The organism is Streptomyces caeruleatus, from assembly GCF_001514235.1.
GTDB classification, from domain to species: domain Bacteria; phylum Actinomycetota; class Actinomycetes; order Streptomycetales; family Streptomycetaceae; genus Streptomyces; species Streptomyces caeruleatus.
The window spans coordinates 51,000-76,942 of sequence record NZ_KQ948935.1 but is presented as its reverse complement, the minus strand read 5'-3'; the positions used below and the strand labels follow the sequence as shown (position 1 = coordinate 76,942).

At 71.5% G+C, this 25,943-nt stretch carries 23 protein-coding genes and 1 pseudogene; 7 read left to right on the top strand and 17 right to left on the bottom strand.

All coding sequences use genetic code 11. The features are described from left to right. Positions 1-11: 11 nt before the first annotated feature. From AQJ67_RS32080 to AQJ67_RS32065, 4 genes are all read right to left on the bottom strand, one after another. Entirely contained in the window at positions 12-2,471 is a 2,460-nt protein-coding gene (locus AQJ67_RS32080) for a SpoIIE family protein phosphatase (protein ID WP_062722853.1), read from the bottom strand. 198 nt (positions 2,472-2,669) lie between these two features. Further along, positions 2,670-3,896 carry an ornithine--oxo-acid transaminase gene (rocD, locus tag AQJ67_RS32075; protein WP_062722852.1) on the bottom strand — a complete coding sequence of 409 codons (1,227 nt, stop codon included), beginning with the start codon at positions 3,894-3,896 and terminating at the stop codon, positions 2,670-2,672. Then, a complete protein-coding gene (gene ddaH / locus AQJ67_RS32070; RefSeq protein ID WP_062722851.1) occupies positions 3,893-4,705 on the bottom strand; it encodes a dimethylargininase in 813 nt (270 codons plus the stop codon). Before ddaH ends, rocD begins: the two co-directional genes overlap by 4 nt. 123 nt (positions 4,706-4,828) lie before the next feature. Further along, a complete protein-coding gene (locus AQJ67_RS32065) occupies positions 4,829-5,344 on the bottom strand; it encodes an Lrp/AsnC family transcriptional regulator (protein ID WP_062722850.1) in 516 nt (171 codons plus the stop codon). An 89-nt stretch (positions 5,345-5,433) separates the two neighbouring features. On the opposite strand from AQJ67_RS32065, the gene AQJ67_RS32060 reads away from it, so the two are divergent. The 4 genes from AQJ67_RS32060 to AQJ67_RS32045 are packed head-to-tail and all read left to right on the top strand — an operon-like array spanning position 5,434 to position 9,524. Continuing rightward, positions 5,434-6,198, top strand: coding sequence for a LytR/AlgR family response regulator transcription factor (locus tag AQJ67_RS32060; RefSeq protein WP_062722849.1), 765 nt, complete (start codon positions 5,434-5,436; stop codon positions 6,196-6,198). 2 nt (positions 6,199-6,200) lie between these two features. Beyond that, a complete protein-coding gene (locus AQJ67_RS32055; RefSeq protein ID WP_062722848.1) occupies positions 6,201-6,560 on the top strand; it encodes a hypothetical protein in 360 nt (119 codons plus the stop codon). 40 nt (positions 6,561-6,600) lie between these two features. Then, positions 6,601-8,313 carry a sodium/solute symporter gene (locus AQJ67_RS32050; protein ID WP_062722847.1) on the top strand — a complete coding sequence of 571 codons (1,713 nt, stop codon included), beginning with the start codon at positions 6,601-6,603 and terminating at the stop codon, positions 8,311-8,313. Further along, a complete protein-coding gene (locus AQJ67_RS32045) occupies positions 8,310-9,524 on the top strand; it encodes a sensor histidine kinase (protein ID WP_062722846.1) in 1,215 nt (404 codons plus the stop codon). Before AQJ67_RS32050 ends, AQJ67_RS32045 begins: the two co-directional genes overlap by 4 nt. A 29-nt stretch (positions 9,525-9,553) precedes the next feature. On the opposite strand, the gene AQJ67_RS32040 is transcribed toward AQJ67_RS32045, so the two are convergent. The 7 genes and pseudogenes from AQJ67_RS32040 to AQJ67_RS32010 form a co-directional block, all read right to left on the bottom strand. After that, positions 9,554-9,751 (bottom strand): hypothetical protein, encoded by a 198-nt coding sequence (locus tag AQJ67_RS32040; RefSeq protein WP_062722845.1) that lies wholly within the window; start codon positions 9,749-9,751, stop codon positions 9,554-9,556. 13 nt (positions 9,752-9,764) lie between these two features. Further along, positions 9,765-11,612 (bottom strand): serine/threonine-protein kinase, encoded by a 1,848-nt coding sequence (locus AQJ67_RS32035; RefSeq protein WP_062722844.1) that lies wholly within the window; start codon positions 11,610-11,612, stop codon positions 9,765-9,767. Between the two features lie 636 nt (positions 11,613-12,248). Further along, a pseudogene (locus AQJ67_RS50485) lies at positions 12,249-13,118 on the bottom strand (DUF6777 domain-containing protein); the annotation flags it as partial. Positions 13,119-13,187: 69 nt separating this feature from the next. Further along, positions 13,188-14,138 carry a cytochrome c oxidase assembly protein gene (locus tag AQJ67_RS32025; protein ID WP_062722842.1) on the bottom strand — a complete coding sequence of 317 codons (951 nt, stop codon included), beginning with the start codon at positions 14,136-14,138 and terminating at the stop codon, positions 13,188-13,190. 199 nt (positions 14,139-14,337) lie between these two features. Then, positions 14,338-15,363 (bottom strand): 6-phosphofructokinase, encoded by a 1,026-nt coding sequence (locus AQJ67_RS32020; protein ID WP_062722841.1) that lies wholly within the window; start codon positions 15,361-15,363, stop codon positions 14,338-14,340. Between the two features lie 166 nt (positions 15,364-15,529). Beyond that, a complete protein-coding gene (locus AQJ67_RS32015; protein ID WP_062722840.1) occupies positions 15,530-16,258 on the bottom strand; it encodes a type 1 glutamine amidotransferase in 729 nt (242 codons plus the stop codon). A gap of 24 nt (positions 16,259-16,282) precedes the next feature. Beyond that, positions 16,283-17,521 (bottom strand): MurT ligase domain-containing protein, encoded by a 1,239-nt coding sequence (locus AQJ67_RS32010; RefSeq protein WP_062722839.1) that lies wholly within the window; start codon positions 17,519-17,521, stop codon positions 16,283-16,285. Positions 17,522-17,633: 112 nt separating this feature from the next. On the opposite strand from AQJ67_RS32010, the gene def reads away from it, so the two are divergent. Continuing rightward, positions 17,634-18,188, top strand: a complete 555-nt coding sequence (gene def / locus AQJ67_RS32005; protein WP_062722838.1) for a peptide deformylase — start codon at positions 17,634-17,636, stop codon at positions 18,186-18,188. Positions 18,189-18,243: 55 nt separating this feature from the next. Here the strand turns inward: def and AQJ67_RS32000 are convergent, their stop codons facing one another. Continuing rightward, a complete protein-coding gene (locus AQJ67_RS32000) occupies positions 18,244-18,888 on the bottom strand; it encodes a TetR/AcrR family transcriptional regulator (protein ID WP_062722837.1) in 645 nt (214 codons plus the stop codon). A 170-nt stretch (positions 18,889-19,058) separates the two neighbouring features. Between AQJ67_RS32000 and AQJ67_RS31995 the strand changes: the two genes are divergently transcribed. Continuing rightward, entirely contained in the window at positions 19,059-20,288 is a 1,230-nt protein-coding gene (locus AQJ67_RS31995; RefSeq protein WP_062722836.1) for an acyl-CoA dehydrogenase family protein, read from the top strand. Between the two features lie 136 nt (positions 20,289-20,424). On the opposite strand, the gene AQJ67_RS31990 is transcribed toward AQJ67_RS31995, so the two are convergent. From AQJ67_RS31990 to AQJ67_RS31970, 5 genes are all read right to left on the bottom strand, one after another. Next, the gene (locus tag AQJ67_RS31990; protein ID WP_062722835.1) at positions 20,425-20,661 is read right to left on the bottom strand and encodes a DUF6213 family protein; all 237 of its coding nucleotides are present in this window, start codon (positions 20,659-20,661) and stop codon (positions 20,425-20,427) included. 25 nt (positions 20,662-20,686) lie between these two features. Next, the gene (locus AQJ67_RS31985) at positions 20,687-22,081 is read right to left on the bottom strand and encodes an NADP-dependent succinic semialdehyde dehydrogenase (protein ID WP_062722834.1); all 1,395 of its coding nucleotides are present in this window, start codon (positions 22,079-22,081) and stop codon (positions 20,687-20,689) included. Positions 22,082-22,157: 76 nt separating this feature from the next. Further along, positions 22,158-22,631 carry an NUDIX hydrolase gene (locus tag AQJ67_RS31980; protein WP_062722833.1) on the bottom strand — a complete coding sequence of 158 codons (474 nt, stop codon included), beginning with the start codon at positions 22,629-22,631 and terminating at the stop codon, positions 22,158-22,160. Continuing rightward, positions 22,628-24,166 (bottom strand): ATP-dependent DNA ligase, encoded by a 1,539-nt coding sequence (locus AQJ67_RS31975; RefSeq protein ID WP_062722832.1) that lies wholly within the window; start codon positions 24,164-24,166, stop codon positions 22,628-22,630. The genes AQJ67_RS31980 and AQJ67_RS31975 overlap by 4 nt, the downstream gene beginning before the upstream one ends. Before the next feature lie 47 nt (positions 24,167-24,213). Next, a complete protein-coding gene (locus AQJ67_RS31970) occupies positions 24,214-25,218 on the bottom strand; it encodes an NAD(P)/FAD-dependent oxidoreductase (RefSeq protein ID WP_079056299.1) in 1,005 nt (334 codons plus the stop codon). 78 nt (positions 25,219-25,296) lie between these two features. On the opposite strand from AQJ67_RS31970, the gene AQJ67_RS31965 reads away from it, so the two are divergent. Beyond that, positions 25,297-25,881, top strand: a complete 585-nt coding sequence (locus AQJ67_RS31965; protein WP_062723018.1) for a helix-turn-helix domain-containing protein — start codon at positions 25,297-25,299, stop codon at positions 25,879-25,881. Positions 25,882-25,943 lie beyond the last annotated feature (62 nt).

Here is a 25,943-nt window from a genome sequence, read left to right as displayed (position 1 = left end):
GATCCGGCAGGTCAGGGCGACGGATCCGTCAGTGACTGCTCGGCCCAGATGATCTTCCCCTCGGGGACGAAACGCGTGCCCCACCGCTGGGTGACCTGGGAGACCAGCAGCAGTCCGCGCCCGCCCTCGTCGGTGGTGCGCGGATGCCGAAGATGCGGGGCGGTGGCGCCGCCGTCGAAGACCTCGCAGACCAGCGCCCGCTCCCTGATCAGCCGCAGCCGGATGGGGCCGGTGGCGTACCGGATCGCGTTGGTGACCAGCTCGCTGACGACCAGTTCCGTCGTGAAGGCCAGCTCCTCGAGACCCCACTCGCTCAGCATCCGGGCGGCCGTCTTGCGGGCGTCGGCGACCGAGGCCGGGTCGGACGGCAGGTCCCAGTCGGCGACCTGCTCGGTGCCCAGGAGCCGGGTGCGTGCCATCAGCAGGGCCACGTCGTCGTGCGGGCGGGCCGGGGTGAGGGCGTCGACGACGGTCCGGCAGTGCAGGTCGAGCGAGACCGCGTGCCGCTCCAGCGCCCGCCGCAGCCGGTCCCGGTCGGCGTCCACCGCCCAGTCGTCGCCGTGCGCCAGCAGACCGTCGGTGTGCAGGGCGAGCGTGCTGCCCGCCGCCAGGGCCAGCTCGACCGACTCGTACGGGGGGCCGCCCACGCCGAGCGACGCGCCCTGCGGCAGATCGACGAAGGTGACGTCACCGTCGGGCAGCACGACGGCCGGCGCGGGATGGCCCGCGGCCGCCATGGTGCACTGCCCGTCGACCGGGTCGTAGACCACGTACACGCACCCCGACCCCACGGACTGGGCGACGGCGGCCGCCTCCGCGTCCGGCTGCACGCCCTCCTCCCGGGCCGAGCGCGCCACCAGGTCGTCCAGATGGGCCAGCACCTCCTCGGGCGGCAGGTCAAGCAGCGCGAGGGTCCGTACGGCCGTCCGCAGCCGCCCCATCGCCGCGGCGGCGTCGATCCCGTGCCCGGGCACCTCGCCCACCACCAGGGCGACCCGGGCGCCGGACAGCGGGATCACGTCGTACCAGTCCCCGCCGAGGCCGGTCAGCTCGTCGGCGGGCCGGTAGCAGGCGGACACCTCCAGTGCCTCCTGCTCGGGCAGCCGATGCGGCAGCAGGCTGCGCTGGAGGACTAGGGCGGCGTCGCGTTCGCGGGTGTAGCGCCGGGCGTTGTCGACACAGACCGCGGCCCGTGAGACGAGGTCCTCGGCGAGGTTCAGGTCGTCCTCCTCGAACGGCTCCTGGCGGTGGCGCCGGAAGAACGTGGTGAGACCGAGGGTGACGCCCCGCGCGCGGATCGGCACGATCATCACGCTGTGCAGGCCCAGTTCGAGGAAGATGGCGGTCCGCCCGCCGCGCGCGTGCTCGGCCCAGGCCTCGCCCAGCGGGTCCAGCCGCTCCTTGCGCCAGGACTGCGCCGTCCTGAGGCAGCGGATCGGCGGTGACCCCGCCGGATACGTGACCACCTCGCCGATGGGGACGACGGCCTCCGGCGCGCTCCGGGTGACCGAACGCTGCCCCGCGCGGCGCAGCGGCACCGAAGCCGTGTCGCCCAGCGGCCCGGCCGCCGGCTCGCCACCCCGCAGCACCGACTCCAGCAGATCCACGGTGACCAGGTCGGCGAGTCCCGGTACGGCCACGTCGGCCAGCTCCTGGGCGGTGCGCGTGATGTCGAGCGTACGGCCGATGCGCTCGCCGGCCCGGTCGAGCAGGGCCAGCCGCTGCCGGGCGCGATGGCGGTCGGTGATGTCCTCCACCGTGTAGTACACGCCGGTGGGGTGGCCGTCACCGTCGTCGATCCGGGTGAACGACATCATGTGGGCGGTCTCGCGCAGCGGGGCGGAGCGCGCGTGGCCCACGTGCTCGTAGCCGACGATCGGTTCGCCCGTCGTCAGCACCTGGCGCATCTGCGCCTCGATGGACTCGGCGTCCAGACCGGGCTGGACGTCAGCCAGCCGCAGTCCGAGCCGGTTGGTCGGGGGGCCGCCGCCGTACTGGGCGAGGGCCGCGTTCGACCACACGTAGCGCAGGTCCGTGTCGACGATCGCTATGCCGACGGGGGAGCGGGTGACCATCTGCTCCAGGGTGGCGCGGCTCATGTCCCAGCCGGGCGCGTCCGCGAGCTCCGACAGCAGCACGAGCCAGCGTGCCGGGCCCTGGGTGTCGAGGGCCGAGGTGATCCGCACCATGAGCCGGACCGGGGGGCCGTCCCGGTGCACGGCCGTCAGCAGACCCGCCCAGCCGCCGTCCCTGCGGCACCGCTCGATCAGCTCCGGCACCCGCCCCGCGTCCTCGGCGCTCAGCAGCTCGCCGACGCTCTTCCCGACCGCCTCGGGTGCCGCGTACGCCAGCAGCCGCTGTGCGTTCCTGGTCCACGCCGTCACCAGACCCCGCGCGTCGAGCAGCACAGGCGCGGCGTCCGCCACGTCGAACCCCTGCCCGGCAACGCCCCGCTCCTCGTGTGTGCCCACGGCCGACCTCTCTGTCGCTGAGAGCGGTCTACCACCTCTTGTCCCCATCTTCACCCTTCCGGTCGCCGCTGCCTCTTAGCGGGGGCCGGGAGTGGGGGAGGGCGGTCACGCCGGGCAAGGACGTGGGCGCCGACCGGGTCGCAGGGACGTCGGCAGCCCGGCCCCGTCCTTCCGGAGCCGGGCTGCCGACGCAGACCGCTACGCCAACACCTTCTCCAGCGCTCCCAGAGCCCCCGTCAGCTCCTCCGCCGTGATCGTCAGGGGCGGTGCCAGGCGGATGGTGGAGCCGTGGGTGTCCTTGACCAGGACGCCCTCGCGCATCAGGCGCTCGCCGATCTCGCGGCCCGTGCCGACCGCCGGGTCGATGTCGACGCCCGCCCACAGGCCCCGCGCGCGAAAGCCGACCACGCCCCGGCCGAGCAGGGCCGACAGGCCGCCGCGCAGGACCACGCCCAGTTCGGCGGCGCGGCGCTGGAACTCGCCCGTCTCCAGGAGCTCGACCACGGCCGTGCCGACCGCGGCGGCGAGCGGGTTGCCGCCGAACGTCGAACCGTGCTCGCCCGGCCGCAGCACCCCGAGCACGTCACGGCCGCCGACCACCGCCGACACCGGCACGATGCCGCCGCCCAGCGCCTTGCCGAGCAGGAGCATGTCCGGCACGACCGACTCGTGCTCGACGGCGAGCGTGCGGCCCGTGCGGCCGAGGCCCGACTGGATCTCGTCCGCGATGAACAGGCAGCCCTTGCGGCGGGTCAGCTCACGGACGCCGGCCAGATAGCCCTCGTCGGGGATCAGGACCCCGGCCTCGCCCTGGATCGGCTCCAGCAGCACCGCCGCCGTCGTCTCGTCGACCGCCGCCTCCAGCGCCGCCAGGTCGTTGTACGGCACGATCCGGAAGCCCGGCGTGAAGGGGCCGAAGCCCTGCCGTGCCGTCTCGTCCGTGGAGAACGACACGATCGTGGTCGTACGGCCGTGGAAGTTCTCCGCCGCGACCACGATCGTCGCCCGGTCGGCCGGGACGCCCTTCACGTCGTACGCCCATTTGCGGGCCACCTTGATGCCGCTCTCGACCGCCTCGGCGCCCGTGTTCATCGGCAGCACCATGTCCAGGCCGGTCAGCGCCGCCAGCCGCTCGGCGAACTCGGCGAGCCGGTCGTTGTGGAACGCCCGGGAGGTGAGGGTCAGGCGGTCCAGTTGCGCGTGCGCCGCCTCGATCAGCGCGGGGTGGCGATGGCCGAAGTTCAGCGCCGAGTAGCCGGCCAGCATGTCGAGGTAGCGGCGGCCCTCCACGTCCTCCACCCAGGTGCCCTCGGCGCGGGCGACGACCACGGGCAGTGGATGGTAGTTGTGCGCCAGGACCGGCTCCTCGGCGCGGATCAGATCGGCGGACGAACGGGTCGTACGGGTCTGCGCGGGCGCGGTCATGAGCGGATCTCCTGGGTGCAGCACTTGATGCCACCGCCGGCCTTGCGGAACTCCGACAGGTCGACGGGGACGGGGACATAGCCGCGCTCGTCGAGGCGCGCGGCGAGCGCCTCGGCCTGCGGCGCGATGAAGACATGGCGGCCGTCGGACACGGAGTTCAGACCGAAGGCGGTCGCGTCGTCGCGGGTGGCGAGCACCGCGTCCGGGTACAGCCGTGCGAGCACCTCGCGGCTGCCCGGCGAGAACGCCTCCGGGTAGTAGACGATGTTGTCGTCGTCCAGCACGAACAGCGCCGTGTCCAGGTGGTAGAAGAACGGATCCACCAGCGTCAGGCTGATCACCGGGTGGCCGAAGAACTCCTGCACCTCGCGGTGCGCCTCCCGGGTGGTGCGGAACCCGGTGCCGGCGAGGACGTACCGGCCCGTCCACACCAGGTCGCCCTCGCCCTCACAGACGGACTCGGGCCGGTACACGTCGAAGCCCGCCGTCTTGAACCACGTCTCGTAGTGCGTGGACTCGGGACGCCGCTCCGGTGCGTGGAAGAGGGAGCCGAAGACGCGGCCGCCGACGACGACCGCCGAGTTCGCGGCGAAGACCATGTCGGGGAGACCGGTGACCGGCTCCAGGGTGTCGACCGTATGGCCGTGGGTGCGGTAGGCGCTGATCAGCGACTGCCACTGCTGCTGGGCCAGATCGACGTCCACCCGGACGTCGGGCCGCATCCAGGGGTTGATCGCGTACTGCACGGCGAAGTGTCTGGGTTCGCAGACCAGGAAGCGCCGCCGGCGCGGCACACGGGTTTCGGGCACAGAGGGGTTCCTCCGCTTCCTACGGTGTTGATGAGGATTGACACCAAGGTAAGAAAGCGGACTGACGAGCGACAAGAAACAAGAATTGCGTGTCCACGCAGGAATGCTGCGTCTTCGGCCGGTTCAGCGCATGTCTGCTGCGTCACTCTCGGCGGCCGTCGGGACCGGCTGACTGGCGCCCGCCTCCGGACTCTCCGGGATCAGATGGGACAGCACCATCACGCTGATCGTCTTCCTGATGAACGGCTCGACCCGGATGCGCTCCAGCACCTCCTCGAAGTGCTCCACGTCCCGCGCCCGCACATGCAGCAGCGCGTCCGCGCCCCCGGTCACCGTCATCGCCGCGGTGATCTCCGGATGGTTGCGGACCACCTCCGCCAGCCGCCGCGGCGGCGCCGCGCCCTCGCAGTACACCTCGACGTACGCCTCCGTACGCCAGCCCAGCGCCGACGGCTTGACCGTGGCCGTGAACCCGGTGATCACGCCCGTGTCGCGCAGCCGGTCCACGCGCCGCTTCACCGCCGTCGCGGACAGTCCCACGCTCATGCCGATCTCGGCGAAGCTCGACCTGGCGTTCGCCATCAGGGCGGTGATGATCTTCCGGTCGAGTTCGTCGAAGGACGCCGCGCCGCTGTTCATGAGGGCACTGTAAGCGGCCCGATACCCTGCGCGAACCCACACCCTGAGCACATGTCCAAGCGTGCGAATTACTCCTACACTCCGGGTTCATGCTGCGCGCCCTGGCTGTCGACGACGAACGCCCCTCGCTGGAGGAACTCCTCTACCTCCTGAACGCCGACCCCCGCATCGGCAGCGCGGAGGGCGCCGGCGACGCTACCGAGGCGCTGCGCCGCATCAACCGCGCCCTGGAGTCGGGGCCGGGCGGGCCGGAGGCGATCGACGTCGTCTTCCTCGACATCAACATGCCCGGCCTCGACGGACTGGACCTGGCCCGGCTGCTGACCGGGTTCGCCACACCGCCGCTGGTCGTGTTCGTCACCGCCCACGAGGACTTCGCCGTCCAGGCCTTCGACCTCAAGGCCGTTGACTACGTCCTCAAACCCGTCCGCAAGGAACGGCTCGCCGAGGCGGTCCGGCGCGCCGTCGAACTGCGCGACGCCGCCCGGCGCGACGCCACGCCCCGCATACCCGTGAGCGAACCCGACCCCGACCACATACCCGTGGAACTCGGCGGCGTGACCCGCTTCGTCGCCGTCGACGACATCACCCACGTCGAGGCCCAAGGCGACTACGCCCGCCTGCACACCGACAAGGGCAGCCACCTCGTCCGCATCCCCCTGTCGACCCTGGAGGAGCGCTGGCGCTCCCGCGGCTTCGTCCGCATCCACCGCCGCCACCTCGTCGCCCTGCGCCACATCGGCGAACTCCGCCTGGACGCGGGCTCCGTCAGCGTCATGGTCGGCCCCGAGGAACTCCAGGTCAGCCGGCGCCACGCCCGCGAGCTGCGGGACCTGCTCATGCGGAGGTCGTGACGATGCCCCAGAACCCCGCCGACCGCCGCGTCGTCGTCACCGGCCCGCCCCGGCAGACCCGCCGCGTCTTTGGCTACTACCGCCCCCGCACCGAGATCGACGAACAGACCACCCTCGGCCACACCTACGTCCGCTCCCTCATGCGCACCCAACTGCGCACCGCCCTCGCCGTGTTCGCCGTCCTCGGCCTCCTCGTCGGCCCGCTGCCCCTGCTCTTCGCGGCGATGCCGGACGCCCGGCCCCTGGTCTGGGCGATCCTCGGCTTCGGCCTCTACGCCCCGCTGGTTTTGCTGGCCCGCTGGTTCGTGCGCCGGGCCGAGCGCAACGAACGGGACTTCGTACGGCTCGTCGAAGACCGCTGAGCCCAAGAGACCGACCGAGCCCGAAAGAACCGATGCGGACGTGAACTCCAGCTACGCCGTCCCCGCCGTCGCCCTCGTCGTCCTCGCGACCGTCCTCGTCGGCGCCTTCGGCCTGCGTATCTCCCGCACCACCTCCGACTTCTACGTCGCCTCCCGCACCGTCGGCCCCCGCCTCAACGCCGCCGCGATCAGCGGTGAGTACCTCTCCGCCGCCTCCTTCCTCGGCATCGCGGGCCTGGTCCTCGTCCAGGGCCCGGACATGCTCTGGTACCCGGTCGGCTACACCGCCGGATACCTGGTCCTGCTCCTGTTCGTCGCCGCCCCGCTGCGCCGCTCCGGCGCCTACACCCTCCCCGACTTCGCCGAGGCCCGCCTCTCCTCCCAGGCGGTACGGCGACTCGCGGGCGCCTTCGTCGTCGGCACCGGCTGGCTGTACCTGCTGCCCCAACTCCAGGGCGCCGGGCTGACGTTGACCGTGCTGACGAACGCACCCGACTGGCTCGGCGGAGTGATCGTCGCGGTCGTCGTGGTCGCCATCGTCGCCGCCGGCGGCATGCGCAGCATCACCTTCGTCCAGGCCTTCCAGTACTGGCTCAAACTCACCGCACTGCTCGTCCCCGCCCTCTTCCTGATCCTCGCCTGGCAGGGCGACGGCGCCCCCCGCCACGCCTTCGACGAACCGGCGACGTTCCGCGAACGGAGCGCCGTCCGCGTCGACGACACCCTCGACCTGAAACTCGACCGCCCCCTGACGGTCACCGTCACCGGCACGGTCGACGGCCGCACCCACGAGCAGCAGAAGGTCCGGCTGCCGGTCGGCACCCACCACATCGAGGCCGGCACCCGCCTCACCTTCGACCAGGGCGCCCCCGTCCCCGAACCCGACCGCGGCAGCAGCGGCAGCCTCTCGCCCTCACAGGCCGAGAACCGCGGCGAACGCCCGCTGTACGCCACGTACGGACTGATCCTCGCCACCTTCTTCGGCACCATGGGCCTGCCGCACGTCGTCGTCCGCTTCTACACCAGCCCGCACGGCGTCGCCGCCCGCCGCACCACCGTCGCCGTCCTCGGCCTGATCGGCGCCTTCTACCTGCTGCCCCCGGTCTACGGCGCCCTCGGCCGTCTCTACGCCCCCGAACTCAGCCTCGCCGGAGACGCGGACGCCGCCGTGCTGCTGCTGCCCGAGCGGATGATCGGCGGCCTCGGCGGCGACCTGCTCGGCGCGCTGGTCGCGGGCGGCGCCTTCGCCGCGTTCCTGTCCACGGCCTCGGGCCTGACCATGGCCGTCGCGGGCGTCCTCACCCAGGACGTCCTGCCCTCCCGGGGCGTACGGCACTTCCGGCTCGGCACGGTCCTCGCCATGGCCGTCCCGCTCGCCGCGAGCGCCCTGGTCGGCGGACTCCCCGTCGCCGACGCGGTGGGCCTCGCCTTCGCCGTGTCGGCGTCGTCCTTCTGCCCGCTGCTCGTCCTCGGCATCTGGTGGCGGCGCCTGACCCCGCCCGGCGCGGCCGCCGGGATGCTGGTGGGCGGCGGCTCGGCGCTGCTCGCCGTCGCGGCGACGATGGCCGGCTTCCCGGGCTCCGGAGCGCTGCACGCGCTGCTCGCCTGGCCCGCGCTCTGGTCGGTGCCGCTGGGCTTCCTCACCATGATCCTGGTGTCGCTGGCCACCCCGGGCCGGGTCCCGGCGGGGACGGCGGCGATTCTGGCGCGGTTCCATCTGCCGGAGGAACTGCGCGCGGAGGTCAAGGCATGAGCGGATTCATCGCGGGCCTGTGCGTGGCGATCCTCCCGCTGCTCGCCGCCGGCTTCTGGCTCGGCCGGCGCACCGCCCGTCCCGAGAACTCCGGCGGCCTCGGCACCCCCGTCGAGCACGCCACCTTCGAGACCCTCCACACCGCCTCCCTCGCGGCGCCCCCGCTGCGAGCCGGCCTCACCGAGGAAACCGCCCGCAAGTCGGCCCGCCGACTCCGCTCACTGCTCGGCACGGACGCGCTGTGCCTCACCGACCAGCAGCACGTGCTGGTCTGGGACGGGGTCGGCGGACATCACCGTACGGAGATCATGGAACTCCTCGCCGGCCCCCTGGAGTCGGGCCGCGGCGAGGCCTTCCCGCTGACCTGCGACACCCCCGACTGCCCCGTGCGCTGGGCCGTGGTCGCCCCGCTCACCGTCGACGACCGCGTCCACGGCACCCTCGTCGCCTGCGCGCCCCGCGAGTCCGCCGTGCTGGTGCGGGCGGCCGGCGAGGTCGCCCGCTGGGTCTCCGTCCAGTTGGAACTGGCCGACCTCGACCAGTCCCGCACCCGTCTCATCGAGGCCGAGATCAAGGCACTGCGCGCCCAGATCTCCCCGCACTTCATCTTCAACTCGCTCGCGGTGATCGCGAGCTTCGTCCGCACCGACCCCGAGCGCGCCCGCGAACTGCTCCTGGAGTTCGCCGACTTCACCCGCTACTCCTTCCGCAGGCACGGCGACTTCACCACCCTCGCCGACGAACTCCACGCCATCGACCACTACTTGGCGCTCGTGCGGGCACGCTTCGGCGACCGCCTCTCCGTCACCCTGCAGATCGCCCCGGAGGTACTGCCGGTCGCCCTGCCCTTCCTCTGCCTCCAGCCGCTCGTCGAGAACGCCGTCAAACACGGCCTGGAGGGCAAGACGGCCCTGGCAGGAAAGAGCCACATCAGCATCACCGCCCAGGACGCGGGCGCCGAGGCCCTGGTCGTCATCGAGGACGACGGCGCCGGCATGGACCCCGCCCTGCTGCGCCGCATCCTGGCGGGCGAGGTCAGCCCGTCGGGCGGCATCGGACTGTCCAACGTCGACGACCGGCTCCGGCAGGTGTACGGCGACGCCTACGGCCTCGTCATCGAGACCGCCCCGGGAGCGGGCATGAAGATCACCGCCCGGCTGCCGAAGTACCAGCCGGGCGTGCACTCCGCGGGGCGGCTCAACAGGGAGTGAGAGACGGCCCCGGCGCCGGGGTCCGCGGCTCAGGTGCTGCGGCTGACGACCAGCCCCAGCGTGATCAGCCCCAGCACCACCCACCCGAACCACAGCCAGCCATTGCTCCCGAGCGCCACCGTGTAGGCCGTCACCACGACGAGACCTCCGACGGTGACCACCCCCATCGCCTTGGTAGAACTCTCGGTAGAACCGCCAGAACCGCCAGAACCGCTAGAACCGGGCATCGCGACACCCTCCTCATGGTTCGTCCCCCTCCATGGTGCCCCCGTTCTGCTTCCTGACGGTGCACACGACGAAATGAGTCCCGTTCTTCCAGGACCCCTCGCTCGTCCAGGAGCCCGCCGTGTACACGGAAGGGTCGAACCCGTAGTCGCGCGGCGGCACCTCACGGGCACACGCCGTGTCCGATTCGGTGCGCGCCTCGGTCAGCGTGGCGTCGGCGCCCAGTCGGGTGAATCCCAGCACCTGCTCGTCGTGCGGATCCGCGCAGGACACCAGGCGGGCGTCCCGGCGCGAGCGCACGTCCAGACAGTCCCGCCGCTGCATGGTCGCCGTGTCGGCGAACGCCGACCCCGCCTTCCGGTGCTCGCCCAGCGGCCCGAACACCGGCCCGTGCGCGCCCAGCACCAGACAGGCGGTACGCCCCCCGGCCGCCTCGAACCCCGCCTCGGACGGTACGACGGCGTATCCGCGCACATCCGCGAGCCGCTCGCGGATCGCCTCCGTCCGCTCCTCGCACGCCGCAGGCCCTTCCCGGCGTGCCTCGGCGGCTGACGCGGCGGCGACGAACGCCATCACCTGCCCGTCGGGTGCCTGCTCCCGGCAACTGGGATCCAGACGGAGCCGGGGCGTGCCCCGGAAGGCGCTCGTGCCGGGCCAGTCGGCCAGCACACAGTCACCGGCCTTCAGCGGATCCCCGAGCCCGACGGCGTCGCCGTACGGCCGCCCCGACCCGCCCGGGTCCGACTCCCGGTCCACGGCGTACCAGGCACCGGCCCCCGCCAGGGCCAGCCCGAGGAGGCCGGCGAGCACCGCGTGGAGGATGCGGGGACGGGTCCGGCGCTGCCCGGAGACGGGCTCGGAGGGCGGTGGTGACTCGGGCGTCATGGGCGTCATGGGCGTGATGGGGGTCATCGGGGTGATGGGCGTCCCGGGCGGCGCCCCGCCCCAGTGCGGTTGCGAACCGAGGTCCGTCCGGGTGCGCGCGTACGCGTCGGCCTCGGGCATGACGATCCGCGACAGCGCCGCCTCCGCCTCCGCCGCGGACATCCGCCGTGCCGGATCCTTCTCCAGCAGGGCGCGTACGACGGGTCCCAGCGCTCCGGCCCGCGCGGCCGGCCGGGGCTCCTCCATGACCACCGCGGTCACCTGGGCGAGATGCGACTCGCGGTCGAAGGGACCCCGCCCCTCGACCGCGTGATACAGCGTGCAGCCCAGCGAGAACAGGTCCGTGGCCGGCGTGGGCGCCCCGCCCGTGACCCGTTCCGGCGCCAGATAGCCCGCCGTACCCACGAGCGCCGACGCCAGCGTGTACCGCGTCTCCCCGGCGTCCGGCTGCACCGAGATGCCGTAGTCGGCGAGCAGCACACGCCCGTGCGGCGCCCCGGAGCGGTCCGGCGCGAGCAGGATGTTCGCCGGTTTCACGTCCCGGTGCATGACGCCCCGCTCGTGCCCGGCGGTCAGCGCGTCGAGTACGGCGAGTCCGATGCGGGCGCACTCCGCGGGCGCGGGCGGACCGTGCCGGTCGATGAGGTCCCGCAGGTCGACGGCGCCGGCCACGTACTCCATGACGATCCACGGCAGCCCCTCGTGCTCCAGCACGTCATGCACGGTCACCACGTGCGGGTGCCCGCGCAGCCCCGCCGCGTGCCGGGCTTCCGCGCGGGCCCGGGCCACCCTGGCCTCACGCTCGTCGGCCTCGGCCGGGTCCCGGAACACGATCTCCTTCAGCGCGACCTCGCAGGCGAGTCTCTGGTCGTGGGCCAGCCAGACATGGCCCATCCCCCCGCTGCCGAGCCGGTTCAGCAGCAGATAGCGGCCGGCGACGACCCGGCCCACTCCCGACGTCGGTGATCCTGAAGGCATCCGGTGACTCCCCGGGTCTGCGGGTGCGCTGCGTGGTGCTCCGTGGTTGCTAGGCGGTCGTGCTCGCGGGGGTTCGACGGTGGAGGGGGCGCCGGTGACGGGGGCACTCGTGGCGGGCGCGCTGGTCACCGGGGCGCTGGTCACCGGGTCGCTGCTCGGGGGCGCGGAACCGGACGTGGGGTTCTTCGTCGGCGGGGCGGAGGAGGGCGAGGCCGACGACGGTGGGCGCGAGGACGGCGGTCCGCTCGTGGGGCCGGGCCGGGCGGACCCGGAACTGGTGGGTCCGGAGGGCGACGGCGACGGCGGGGCCGACGAGGCGGGCGGAGAGTTCGTCGACGGCGAGGATGCCGATGGAGCAGATGCCGATGGAGCAGATGCCGATGGAGCAGATGCCGATGGGGCAGATGCCGACGGAGTGGACGGCGACGGAGTGGACGGCGGCGGAGTGGACGGCGGCGGGGTCGAGGCCGATGGACCCCGCGTCGACCCCGACGACCCCGGCCCTGGCCCCGCTCCCGGGGGAGTGGACGCCGTCGTCGACGTCGGCTTCTCGGACGAGCCGCCGGAGGTCCCCCCGGCCACGCTCAACGTCACGTACGCCCCGAACCGCAGCTCGGTCCCCGCCGACGGGTCCGACGCCGTGACCCGGGCGTCGTCCGGCGGCAGCCCCCCGCCGGCGAAGCCGACCGCCAGCCCCTCCTCGGCCAGCCGACGGCTCGCCTGCCCGAACGTCTCCCCGGCCAGGCTCGGCACCGCGCGCCGCTCGCGCGTGTCGAAGGCGGTGTCGTCCGCGCCGGTCGTGCCGACGGGCCGGTTGATGCCCCGGTCGGGTTCGTCGACGTCGACGAGGGCCAGCTGCTCCACCTCGCGTGACGCCGGCCGCACGGCCACCACGGAGGTCTTCTCGTAGCCTTTCCACTCCTCGTTGCGGTCGTCGAAATCGACCTTGATCCGGGTCGTGTCACCTTCGAAGGGCCGCAGTGGATTTCCGCAGGAGCATTTCACGGCGGGCAGGCCCTGCTCGTCGACGAGAATCGCGATTCCCGTCTGCAGCAGTGCGTCGAAGGGGACAGCCTTTCCCTTTTTGTAGTCGTGGTTCTTGACGACAGTGTCGTGACGCAGGAGAACGGGTGTGAGCCGACGGAGGAAATCCGGAATCTCGGCGGTGGTGATGGAGAGCGCGGCCGCCCACGCCCGCGCCTTCCGGTCATGGACGGGATCCGTGAGGAACTCCTCCAGCCGCCGCACATCACAGATCGTCGGCTGCTTCGAACCCCCGTACAGCCCCGGAGTGTCGCCCTGCTGAAGTCCGCCGTGCGCCGCCCGCACCCGGACCTGCGCGTCGTGCCCCAGCCCCTGGCTCTCGTCGAAGAAGGGCGCGAGCGACGGAACTCCCGCGGCCACCGCCTTCACGACGAACAAAGGCGCGTCCCGGTCACACCCGCTCAACACGAGTACGCAGACCCACAGGACGGAAAACTTGCGTACCAAAACACGAAGCGCCATTACCGCTCCCCCCGGTGCGGTTCCCCCGACGCGCTTCATGCTACTGAAAGGCGAAGCCTTTCGGTTTCCTCAGTTTCCGCGTGCGTTCAATGAGGCCAAATAGGCGTTGTACGCCTCAAGTTCCTTGTCGCCGTCCCGGTCGGCGGCCCGGTCCTTGCGACGGGCCTGCCGCTGCTCCGAGCCGTACCACTGGAACAGCAGGGCGATCAGCACCAGCACGGACGGAATCTCACTGAACGCCCAGGCGATACCGCCGGCCGCGTTCTGGTCGGAGAGCGCCTCGATGCCGAGCGAGCCGGGCGGGTTCTTGAACGTCTCGACCATCGGCTCCGACGCCATCATCAACGCGATCCCGAAGAACGCGTGGAACGGCATCCCCGCGAACAGCTCCAGCATCCGCATCAGATATCCCGGCCGGTGCGGGCCCGGGTCCACGCCGATGATCGGCCAGAAGAACACCACACCCACCGCGAGGAAGTGCACCATCATCGCGATGTGCCCCGTCTTGGAGCCCATCAGGAAGTCGAAGAGCGGCGTGAAGTACAGCGCGTACAGGCTGGCGATGAACAGCGGGATCGTGAACGCCGGATGCGTGATGATCCGCATGTACCGGCTGTGCAGCAGGGCCAGCAGCAGCTCCCGCGGCCCCTTGCGCCCGCGTCCCGCCGGCGGCAGCGCCCGCAGTGCCAGGGTGACCGGGGCTCCGAGCAGGATCAGGATCGGCGACAGCATGCTGATCACCATGTGCTGCACCATGTGCACGCTGAACATGACCATGCCGTAGTCGTTCAGCCCGGTGCACATGACGAGCATCACGGTCAGCACCCCGACGACATACGAGGCCGTCCGCCCCACGGACCACGCGTCCCCACGCCGCCGCAGCCGCACGACCCCCCAGCCGTACAGCGCGAGCGCCACCAGGCAGGCGACGAGGAAGAACGGGTCGGCCGACCACTGAAGACCCCGCCCCAGCGTGAACGGCGGCAGATCCATGGTCATGCCGTGCCCGCTGTGATCCATTCCGGCGGCTCCTGATTCGTGGGGGTTGTGCAAGTCTGTCCGCACACAGACTAGAACTGCCCCCGGCCGAGCTCTCGACCGGGGGCAGCTGCATCGCCCAGGGGCGCGGGGCTGTATCGATGTGCGGCTCCGCCGAGTGGGCGCGACAAGCCACGAACCACCCGCAGACTGCTGACAACCTGCGGCCCTGCGGCGAGTCTCAGAGCACGCACTCAGCCTCTTCGTACCGGTCCGCCGGGACCGTCTTCAACGTCTCCACGGCCTCCGCGAGCGGCACCATCACGATGTCCGTCCCCCGCAGCGCCGTCATATGACCGAACTCGCCCCGGTGCACGGCCTCCACCGCATGCCAGCCGAAACGCGTCGCCAGCACCCGGTCGTACGCGGTCGGCGTACCGCCCCGCTGCACATGGCCCAGGATGACCGGCCGCGCCTCCTTGCCGAGCCGCTGCTCCAGCTCGATCGACAGCTGGCGGGCGATCCCGGCGAAGCGCTCGTGGCCGTAGATGTCCTTGCCGCCCTCGTCGAACTCCATGGAGCCCGGCATCGGCTTGGCGCCCTCGGCCGCCACGACGATCGCGAAGCGCTTCCCGGCGTCGAACCGCTCGCCGACCCGACGGGCCAACTCCTCGATGTCGAAGGGGCGTTCCGGTACGACGATGGCGTGCGCGCCGGCCGCCATGCCGGAGTGCAGTGCGATCCAGCCGGTGTGGCGGCCCATGACCTCGACGACGAGGACCCGCTGGTGGGACTCGGCGGTGGTCTTGAGCCGGTCCAGGGCCTCGGTGGCCACACCCACGGCCGTGTCGAAGCCGAAGGTGACGTCGGTGACCGCGATGTCGTTGTCGATGGTCTTCGGCACACCCACGACGGGCAGGCCGCTGTCGGACATGAGCCGGGCCGCCTTGAGCGTGCCCTCGCCGCCGATCGGGATGATCGCGTCGAGGCCGAGCTCCGCGACATGGCCCTTGGCCCGTTCCACCCCGTCCCGCAGATGGGAGGGCTGGACCCGGGAGGAACCGAGGATCGTGCCGCCGCGGGCGAGGATGCCACCCACCGCGTCGAGGTCGAGCTTGAGGTAGTCGCACTCCAGGAGGCCCTTCCAACCGTCCCGGAAGCCGATGACCTCGTCGCCGTGGTCGACGACGGCGCGGTGCACGACGGACCGGATGACGGCGTTCAGGCCGGGGCAGTCGCCGCCGGACGTGAGGACACCAATGCGCATAGCCCGCAATACCTTCTCAACGTGGGCCGGGACCGGACCACGTTGTCCGGCTCGAATCCCCGCCACCCTAGCGGCATCAGGGGGCGGGGCCGAAGCGTGCGTCCGCCTGCTGGACGACCCCGCTCACCTGTGCGGACGGGCCGTCAGACGGGCTGCGCGACAGCGCTCAAGCGGGCTGCTGCGCGGCCGCGATCCGCTCGCCCCGCAGCGCCTCGTACCAGCGGTCGTCGGTCGGCGGCAGCGCGTTCACGTCGAGCGCCAGCTTCAGCAGGTGGTCCGCGATCAGCGGGTTGCGGGCCAGCACCGGGCCGTGCATGTACGTACCGAAGACGGTGTCGTTGTACGCGCCCTCCGTGCCGTCCCCGGTTCCGTTGCCGTTGCCGAAGCGGACCTGGGCGAAGGGGCGGGCGGTCGGGCCGAGGTGGGTGACGCCCTGGTGGTTCTCGAAGCCGGTCAGCGGAGGCAGGCCGAGCCGCGGGTCGATGTCCCCGAGGACGTCACCGACGCACCGCTCGCCCTCACCACGGACGGACACCACGTCGATCAGCCCGAGGCCGGGCTCGCGCTGACCGAGGTCGTTGATGAACTCGTGGCCGAGGATCTGGTAGCCCGCGCACACCGAGAACACGATCGCGCCGTTCTCGACGGCCCGGTGCAGACCGCCGTCCCGGCGCAGCCGCTCGGCCGCGAGCCGCTGCGGACGGTCCTCGCCGCCGCCGATCAGATAGATGTCGCCGGAGGTCGGGATCGGCTGGTCGCTGCGCACGTCGAGTCGGGCCACGTCGAGGCCGCGCTGCCGCGCGCGGCGCTCCACGACGAGGACGTTGCCCTGGTCGCCGTAGGTGCTGAGCAGGTCCGGGTAGATCCAGACGACCCGCAGTTGGTTGTCGCTCACTTAAGTCCCCTGAAGTCTCTTGGCTCAGTTGCCGACGCGGCGGCGCAGGTCCTGGAACGCGGTGTAGTTGGCGATGACCTCGATCCGGCCCGGCGGGCACAGCTGCACCGCCTGGTCGAGGTTCTCGCACACCTGGAACTGCTGGTTCGCGACCTCCAGACGCACCGCGAGGTCGAGCTTGCGGTCGCCGATGACACAGATCGGGTGCCCGGTCAGCCGCGTGTAGTCGACGTCCCACAGCCAGGAGGTGTCGGTGCCGTCGGCGCCGCGCGCGTTCACGGAGAGGATCACCGGGGTCGGCGGCGGGTCGATCAGGGAGAACGTCTCCAGCCAGCCGGCCGGGTTCTTGGCGAGCAGCAGCCGCAGATCCCGCCCCTCGAACTGCACGACGTCATAGCGTCCCGCGACGGCCTGCACCTGGTACATCCGCTCCAGCGCGACCTGCGGCGGCACCCCGAACACGGCGGCGACGGCGGCCGACGACGCGGCGTTGGCCTTGTTGGCGCGCCCGGGCAGCTGGAGATGGATCGGCCAGGCGGACCCGTGCGGGTCGAGCACGTGGTCGCCGGAGAGCGCCCAGCTCGGCGTGGGCCGGCGGAAGCCGCACTCACCGCAGAACCAGTCGTCGCCCGGACGCTGCATCACACCGCCGCAGGACGGGCAGGACCAGGCGTCGTCCTTCCACATCTGCCCGGCGGCGACCCAGATCACGTTCGGCGACGAGGACGCCGCCCACACGACCAGCGGGTCGTCGGCGTTGGCCACGACCACGGCCTTCGACCCCGCGAGGCCCTCGCGCCAGTTCTCGGCCAGCATCCGCGTCTCGGCGGCGCGGTCCAGCTGGTCGCGGGAGAGGTTGAGCAGCGCGATGCACTTGGGGTCGGTGTCCCGCGCGACGCCGGCGAGGTACTTCTCGTCGACCTCGATGACGCCGTAGCGCGCCTCCGACCTGCCGGCGAGCGCCGAGGTGATGCCGGCCGGCATGTTGGCGCCGAGCGCGTTGGACACGACCGGTCCGGCGGCCCGCAGGGCCTCCGCGATGAGCCGGGTCGTGGTGGTCTTGCCGTTGGTCGCGGAGACGAGGACCACGTCCAGGTTCTGCGCGAGCCTGGCGAGGAGGTCGGGGTCGAGCTTGAGCGCCACCCGGCCGCCGATCACCGAACCGCTGCCGCGCCCCGCGGCGCGAGATGCCGCCGCGACCGCCTTGCCCGCGGTCACGGCGAGCTTGGCCCGCGGCGTGAGCGGGTCCGAGTTGCCTGCCATCAGTTCTCGATCCTCCTTGCGTACGCGCCGCGCCTGAAGCCCTACGGCAACGTGGTGGTGGTCAGCCTATCGAGATCCATTCGCACTCCCGAATCGCCGTACCCTTGCGGCCATGCGGAACGCCTCCATTCCGGGCGCGCACGGGCGCGTCCGTCCCCTCACCCTGCTCGGCGACCCGGTGCTGCACGCACCCTGCCAGCAGGTCACCGACTTCGGCCCCGAACTGGCGACGCTGGTGGAGGACTTGTTCGCGACGATGTACGCGGCCCAGGGCGTGGGCCTCGCCGCGAACCAGGTGGGGGAGTCGCTGCGCGTGTTCGTCTACGACTGCCCCGACGACGAGGACGTACGACACCTCGGCCATGTGGTGAACCCCCGGCTGGTGGAGACGGACGGGGTGGTGATCCGGGGGCCGGAGGGGTGCCTGTCCCTGCCGGGCCTGGAGGCGGGGACGGAGCGGTACGACCACGCGGTGGTGGAGGGTTTCACGGTGACGGGCGAGCCGGTGACCATCCACGGCACCGGCTTCTTCGCACGCTGCCTCCAGCACGAGTGCGACCACTTGGAGGGAAGGGTGTACGCGGACCGGGTGAGTGGCTGGCGTCATCGCCGTCTCATGCGACAGGTGACCCGAGCCTCCTGGCGCAGGTCGGTCCTGCCAACCTAGGGGCGCGGGGAACTGCGCGACCAGCCCCCACCCACCCGCACTCGGCGAACAACCATCAGAACCCCGGCCCTCCCATTTTGTCGCCCGCGGCAGCCAACCGACCCCACAACAGGTCGGCCAGACTCCGCACCAACTCCGCCCGCGAACAAGGCCGTTCCCCGAGCCACCAGTCCCCGGCCGCATGCATCATCCCGACTATCCCGTGCCCCCACACCCGGGCAAGCTGCTGACTCCCCGGCCCGAGATCCAACCGCTCCTCGATCACGGTGGCCAGTTCCTCACCCATCGTGCGGAGCAACGGCATCGAGTGCTTGCCGATGTCGAACCCCTGATCCGCCGTGTGACCGCCCTCGGTCGGATGCATCAGAAACCGGTACACCTGAGGCCGGGCCTCGATCGCCGCGAGGTAGGTGTCCAACGTGGCCTCGACCCGCTCACGCCGGTCCGCGGGAGCGTCCAGCGCGGCCCGCAGTGAATCCAGCAGCGCATCCGTGTGCCGCTTGGCCAACGCCGCGTAAAGCCCGCTCTTGTCCCCGAAGTGCCGGTACAGAATCGGCTTCGTGATACCAGCCTCCGCGGCGATGGCGTTCATCGAGGCCTGTGGGCCGTCGCGCAGCACCACCCGGTCGGCGGCCTCCAGCAGCTCACGCCGACGGCGGTCGGCGGATCGTTGCTGATCGGTCCGCTGCGTGGTGTCCATTCCTTCTCCCCACCCGTGCTCAATCGATGACGCCTGCGCAAACTAACACTCAACATGCTCCATCCATCGAATGGGCTGTCGATGGGTCATCGGGAGTTGACTTTACCTACTAGCCGGTAACAAACTAGGGTTACCGCTAGTAACACGCACGTACCGCCGCTGGAGGGGACATGGCCGAGTTCACCATGGAGCTCAACGACGAACAGAAGGAGGTCCGGGACTGGCTGCACGGCTTCGCGGCCGATGTGATCCGCCCCGCGGCCGCCGAATGGGACGAGCGTGAGGAGACTCCCTGGCCGGTCATCCAGGAGGCCGCGAAGGTCGGCATCTACTCGCTCGACTTCTACGCCCAGCAGTACTTCGACCAGACCGGTCTCGGCATACCGATGGCCATGGAGGAACTGTTCTGGGGCGACGCCGGCATCGCCCTGTCGATCGTCGGCACCGGCCTCGCCGCCGTCGGCGTCCTCGCCAACGGCACCGAGGAGCAGATCGGCACCTGGGTCCCCCAGATGTACGGCGACGCCAACGATGTCAAGCTCGCCGCGTTCTGCTCCTCCGAGCCCGACGCCGGGTCCGACGTGGCCTCGATGCGGACGCGTGCCGTGTACGACGAGGCCAAGGACGAGTGGGTGATCAACGGTACGAAGACCTGGGCGACCAACGGCGGTATCGCCAACGTCCACGTGGTCGTCGCGGTCGTCGACCCCGACCTCGGCTCCAAGGGGCACGCCTCCTTCATCATCCCGCCGAACACGCCGGGCCTCGCCCAGGGGCAGAAGTTCAAGAAGCACGGCATCCGCGCCTCGCACACCGCCGAGGTCATCCTGGACAACGTGCGGGTGCCCGGCTCCTGCCTGCTGGGTGGCAAGGCGAAGCTGGACGAGCGCCTCGCGCGGGCGCGTGAGCGGGCCAAGGCGGCGGGCGGCGAGCGGGTGAAGAACGCGGCGATGGCCACGTTCGAGGCCTCACGGCCGGCGGTCGGCGCGATGGCCGTCGGTACGGCCCGTGCCGCGTACGAGGTCGCCCTCGACTACGCGATGACCCGTGAGCAGTTCGGGCGGCCCATCATCGACAACCAGGGCGTGGCCTTCCAGCTGGCCGAGATGCGGACCCAGATCGACGCCGCGCGGCTGCTGGTGTGGCGTGCCTCCTGGATGGCGATCAACGGGAAGCCGTTCACGGCGGCCGAGGGCTCGATGTCGAAGCTCTTCGCGAGCGAGACGGCGAAGAAGGTCACCGCCCAGGCGATACAGATCCTCGGGGGCAACGGCTATACGCGGGAGTACCCCGTGGAGCGGATGCACCGGGACAGCGCGATCTACACGATCTTCGAGGGGACCAGTGAGATCCAGCGGCTGGTGATCGCCCGTACGTTGTCGGGGATGCCGATCCGGTAGCGCCGTGGGGGTTTCTGCGCGATGCGGTCTGCGGGTCGTCCGTGGTTGCTCGCGCAGTTCCCCGCGCCCCTCAAGGGGCGCGGGGAACTGCGCGACCAGCCACGACGTACCGGCAGACGGCACCGAACCGCCACCCCTACGGCGCGCTCCCGCTGCTGTGCGCGATGCACGCCACGTCGATCCGGTCCGCGAGCTTCGCCAGTTCGATGGTCAGCGCCGCCACCGTGTCCTCGTCGAGGCCGTCATCCCCGGCCTCGACGAGGTGCAGCCATCGTCCACCCACGGTACGCAGCAGCTTGCTCACATCGGCGGCAGCCACCTGCAGGGTCCCGCGGTCGTCAACGATCAGCGGCAGAGTAACTTCGCGGTTCACACCCGGGATCGTAGCCGCGCGGCGCTCACGCACCCTGCCAAACCGTAGTGATGTTGCAGAACTCGCGGATTCCGTGCCCGGACAGCTCACGCCCGTACCCGGACCGCTTCACTCCGCCGAACGGGAACGCCGGATGGGACGCCGTCATCCCGTTGACGTACACACTTCCGGCCTCCAGATCCCGTACGAACCGGTCGACGTCGGCCTCGTCCCGCGTCCATACGTTCGAACTCAGTCCGAAGGGCGAGTCGTTCGCGATCAGCACCGCCTCGTCCAGGTCAGCCGCCCGGTACAGCGTGGCGACCGGGCCGAAGGCCTCCTCGCGGTGGATGCGCATCGCGCGGGTGATGTCGGCGAGCACGGTGGGCGGGTAGTACCAGCCGGGCAGTTCGGGCCGGCGCAGCTCGTGGCCGCCGCACAGGACGGTCGCGCCGGCCCGCTTGGCGTCGTCGACCAGTTCCTCGAGGTCCGTCCGGCCCTGTTCGCTGGAGAGCGGGCCGACGTCCGTCTCGTCCAGCATCGGGTCGCCGACGTTCAGCGCCTTCATGCCCTCGACGAACCGTGCGGCGAAGGCGTCGTAGACGTCCGTGTGCACGATGAACCGCTTGGCGGCGATGCACGACTGCCCGGTGTTCTGCACGCGCGCGGTCACCGCGACCTGCGCGGCACGGTCGAGGTCGGCCGACGGCATGACGACGTACGGGTCGCTGCCGCCCAGCTCCAGTACCGTCTTCTTGATCATCTCCCCGGCGGTGGAGGCGACCGCGCGGCCGGCCGGCTCGCTGCCGGTCAGGGTGGCGGCCTTGACGCGTTCGTCGCGCAGGATCTCGTCGACCTGCCCGGAGCCGATGAGCAGGGTCTGGAAGCAGCCCTCGGTGTAGCCCGCGCGGTGGAACAGGTCCTCCAGGTAGAGGGCGGTCTGCGGGACGTTCGAGGCGTGCTTGAGGAGACCGACGTTGCCGGCCATCAGCGCCGGGGCCGCGAAGCGGATCACCTGCCAGAGGGGGAAGTTCCACGGCATGACCGCGAGCACCGGGCCGAGCGGCCGGTACCGCACCCGCACACGTGAGGCGCCGGAGTCCTTCACGTCCGCGTCGGGCGGCTCCTCGTCGGCGAGCAGTTCCTGGGCCCGGTCGGCGTACCAGCGCATCGCCTTGGCGCACTTGGCGACCTCGGCGCGGGACTGCTTGATGGGCTTGCCCATCTCGGTCGTCATCATCCGGGCGACGTCCTGCTGGTCCTCCTCCAGGAGGCTCGCCGCCTGGAGCAGCAGACGAGCCCGGTCGACGAAGCCCGTCGTCCGATACGTGCGGAACGTGGCCTCGGCGAGCTGGAGCCTGCGCTCGATCTCCTCGGCACCCATGGCCTCGTACGTCTTGAGCGTCTCGCCGTTCGCCGGGTTCACCGTCGCGATGGGCATGACCGACCTCCTGGGAGCGGGCTGATGCTTCGACCTTCCCGCGCGGCGGTGGCTACCGCAACGCGTGTACGGCCGCTCAGGCCGAGTGCTCCGCCAGCCGGTCGAGAAACGTGGCCTGGGCCTTGACGATCACCTCGCGCGCCCGCTCGACGCCCAGCCACTCCACCCGGTCCAGCTCCGGGAACTCCTGGGTCCGTCCCGAGCGCGGCGGCCACTCCATACGGAACGTGCCGGGCACGACCGTCGCCGGATCGAGGTCGGCCTCGACCGCCCACGCCGTGACGATCTTGCCGTTGGTCTGCCTGACCTCGCCGAGCGGCACGGCCTCCCCGTCGGGCGGCGCCAGCCCCAGCTCCTCCCGGAACTCACGGCGGGCCGCCTCCCAGGCGGGCTCGTCGGGCTCGTACTCGCCCTTCGGGACCGTCCACGCCCCGGCGTCCTTCTTGGCGAAGAACGGCCCGCCCATGTGGCCGAGCAACACCTCCAGGCCGTCACCGGTGCGGCGGAAGAGGAGCAGACCGGCGCTGTGCTTGCCCCGCGACGACGTCACGGCTTCACCTCCGGGTGGGCGGCGAGCAGCGTCTCGACCGTGTCGGCCTCCTCCGGCCGCTTGTCCTCGCGGTAGCGGACCACGCGCGCGAAGCGGAGCGTCACGCCGGCCGGGTAGCGGGTGGAGCGCTGGAGGCCGTCGTAGGCGATCTCGACGACGAGTTCGGGGCGTACGGTGACACCCCAACCCCTGGTCTCCACGGCCAGCTCCTGGAGCCGCTCGGTCTGCCAGGTCAGCAGGGCGTCGGTCATCCCCTTGAACGTCTTGCCGAGCATCGCGAGACCGCCGTCCGCCGTGCGGGCCCCGAGGTGCAGGTTGGAGAGCTTGCCGGTCCTGCGGCCGTGGCCCCACTCGGCGGCCAGCACCACCAGGTCGAGGGTGTGGACGGGCTTGACCTTCAGCCAGGAGGCGCCCCGGCGGCCCGCGCTGTAGGGGGCGTCGAGGGACTTGACGACCACGCCCTCGTGGCCGCGCTGCAGGGTCTCGGCAAGGAAGTCCTCGGCCTGGGGAAGGTCGTCGGGGCCGGCCACCAGGGTGCGGCGCACCCGCATCGGCTCGGGGACCAGCCGGGCCAGCTCCGCGTGACGTTCCGCGAACGGCAGGTCCAGCAGGTCGTGGTCGTCGACGGACAGGGCGTCGAAGAAGACGGGGGAGACGGGGACCTCCTTCGCCGCCGTCGCCACGTCCACGCGGGAGCCGACGCGGCCGGCGGTCTCCTGGAAGGAGCGGGGCCGGCCCGCGTCGTCGAAGGCGATGACCTCGCCGTCCAGGATGAAGCGCTCACCCCTCAACTCCAGGGCGGTGGCGGTGAGTTCGGGAAGGCGGTCGGTGATGTCGTCCAGGGTGCGGGTGTAGATCCGTACGGTGTCGCCGTAGCGGTGCAGCTGGACGCGGATGCCGTCCAGCTTCTCCTCGACCGCGCAGGCCTCCAGCTTCTCGACCGCCTCCGCCACCGACGAGGCGCTGTGCGCCAGCATCGGCAGCACCGGGCGGCCCACGGTGAGCCGGAAGCGGGCGAGCGCGTCGGGTCCCTCGGCGAGCAGGGCCTCGGCCACCGTCTGGAGGGACCCGGCGAGCATCACCGCCCGGCGTACGTCGGCCGACGGCGCCTCGGTCGCCTGGGCCAGTCCCTCGACCGCCACCGCGTCCAGGGCGCCCTGCCGTACCTCGCCGGTGATCAGGCCGAAGAGGAAGCGCTGCTCGTACTCCGTGGCCGCGCTCATCAACTCGCCCACCAGACGGGTCCGTTCCGCCTGGGATCCGGTGCCGGTCACCTTGCCCAGCTCCGTGAGGCGGGCGTCCACCTCGGCCACCGTGAGGGTCGGCTCGACGGCCGGGGCGACCGGGCGGCTCAGCACCTTCCAGCCGATGCCGAGGCGGCCCTGGGGGAGGCGTCCCGCCAGGTAGGGGATGACGATCGGCACGTCGTCCGGCTCGGCGTCCCGGAAGAGTTCCGCCAGCAGGGCGGTCTTCCGGGAGCGGGCCGAGGTCGCGGCGATCTCCTGGGATACGTTGGCCAGCCGGGTCAGGAGCATGCAGCCATGGTGCGGTGCGCTCCGCTGGATTACACGCCGACGAACGGTTATTTCCTCGATGGGTCGTCTTTCGGCTGCGGGCGCGTTGTGGCTGGTCGCGCAGTTCCCCGCGTCCCTGGCGGCGTGTCGTCGAGGTCGGTGAAAAGAAGCTCGCCGTTGATGAAGGCTCCAGCCCGGTAGCCGCCTGCCGCAGCGCTGATGACCTGCTCGGAGAAGCCCATCGCGTTGCCGACGGCCCAGACGCCCGGCACCGAGGTCAGCCCCGTCGGGTCGACCGTCGGGTACGAGCCGAAGGGGGTCTGCTGCATTTCGGCGCCGAGTTTTTCCAGCAACCCGGTCTGCGGCACCGCGCGCGGGGCGACGAACAGGACCTCGCGCGCGTGCTCCGTGTCGTCGGCGAGCCGCACTCCGGCGATCCGGTCGTCCTCGATCACCAGCCCGGCCACCGCACCCGGCACCACCTTCACGCCCGCCGCCGCGAGCCTGCGCAGGTCGTCGTCCGTGAGGTCGGACTCGGCGACCTCGTGCAGGAAGAAGGTCACGTCCTTCGACCACTGCGTCACCATGAGCGCCTGGTGCACGCTCATCGGCGTGGTCGCCAGCACGCCGAAGGCCTGGTCGCGGACCTCCCAGCCGTGGCAGTACGGGCAGTGCAGCACGTCGCGGCCGAAGCGCTCGGCGACGCCGGGGACGTCCGGCAGCTCGTCCTTGAGGCCGGTGGCGATGACCAGGCGCCGGGCGTGCAGGTGCCGGCCGTCGGACAGGGTGACCGCGAAGTCCTTGCCGCGCTCGACGTCCACCACCCGGTCCCGGACCAGCTCCACGCCGTACCGGGCGATCTCCTCACGTCCGACGGCCAGGAACTCGGCGGGTGACATGCCGTCCCGGGACAGGTAGCCCTGCATGTGGGCGGCGGGCGCGTTGCGGGGTTCGCCGGCGTCGACGACCAGGGTGCGGCGCCGGGCGCGGCCCAGGACGAGGGCGGCGGACAGGCCCGCGGCGCCGCCTCCGACGACGATCACTTCGTACGAACCGGTGTTGTGCTCGGTCATGGTGACCACCTCCACCGAGACAGTCACGCGGTCGCTACCGTATTGACAAACGTGTTTGCCGAAACTGCAATGGAGGTCATGAGTGAGGACGACGAGATGGACACGGTGCTCGCGGAGGTCGGTCCACGGCTGCGCCGGATCCGCAAGGAGCGGGGTGCGACGCTGGCCGGTCTGTCGGAGGCGACCGGCATCTCGGTGAGCACGCTCTCCAGGCTGGAGTCGGGGCTGCGCAAGCCCAGTCTGGAACTGCTGCTGCCGATCGCGCGAGCGCACGAGGTGGCGCTGGACGAACTGGTGGCCGCGCCGGTGGTGCGCGACCCCCGGGTGCGGGCCGAGCCGATCAGGCGGCACGGGCGTACGTACTGGCCGCTGACCCGGCAGCCCGGTGGCCTCCAGGCGTTCAAGGTGCTGGTGCCGCAGGAGAAGGCCGAGCCGGAGCCGCGGACCCATGAGGGATACGAGTGGCTGTACGTGATGGCGGGGAAGCTGCGGATGGTGCTGGGCGATCACGACATCGTGCTGACCGCGGGGGAGGCCGTCGAGTTCGACACGCGGGTCCCGCACTGGTTCGGGTCGACGGGGGAGGGGCCGGTGGAGTTCCTCAGTCTGTTCGGGCCGCAGGGGGAGCGGATGCATGTGCGGGCGCGGCCCAAGCGGTCGTGACCCCTGCGGTCGTGACCCCCGCGGTCGTGACACACCCGACTGTTGCCGAATGACGGTTCCCT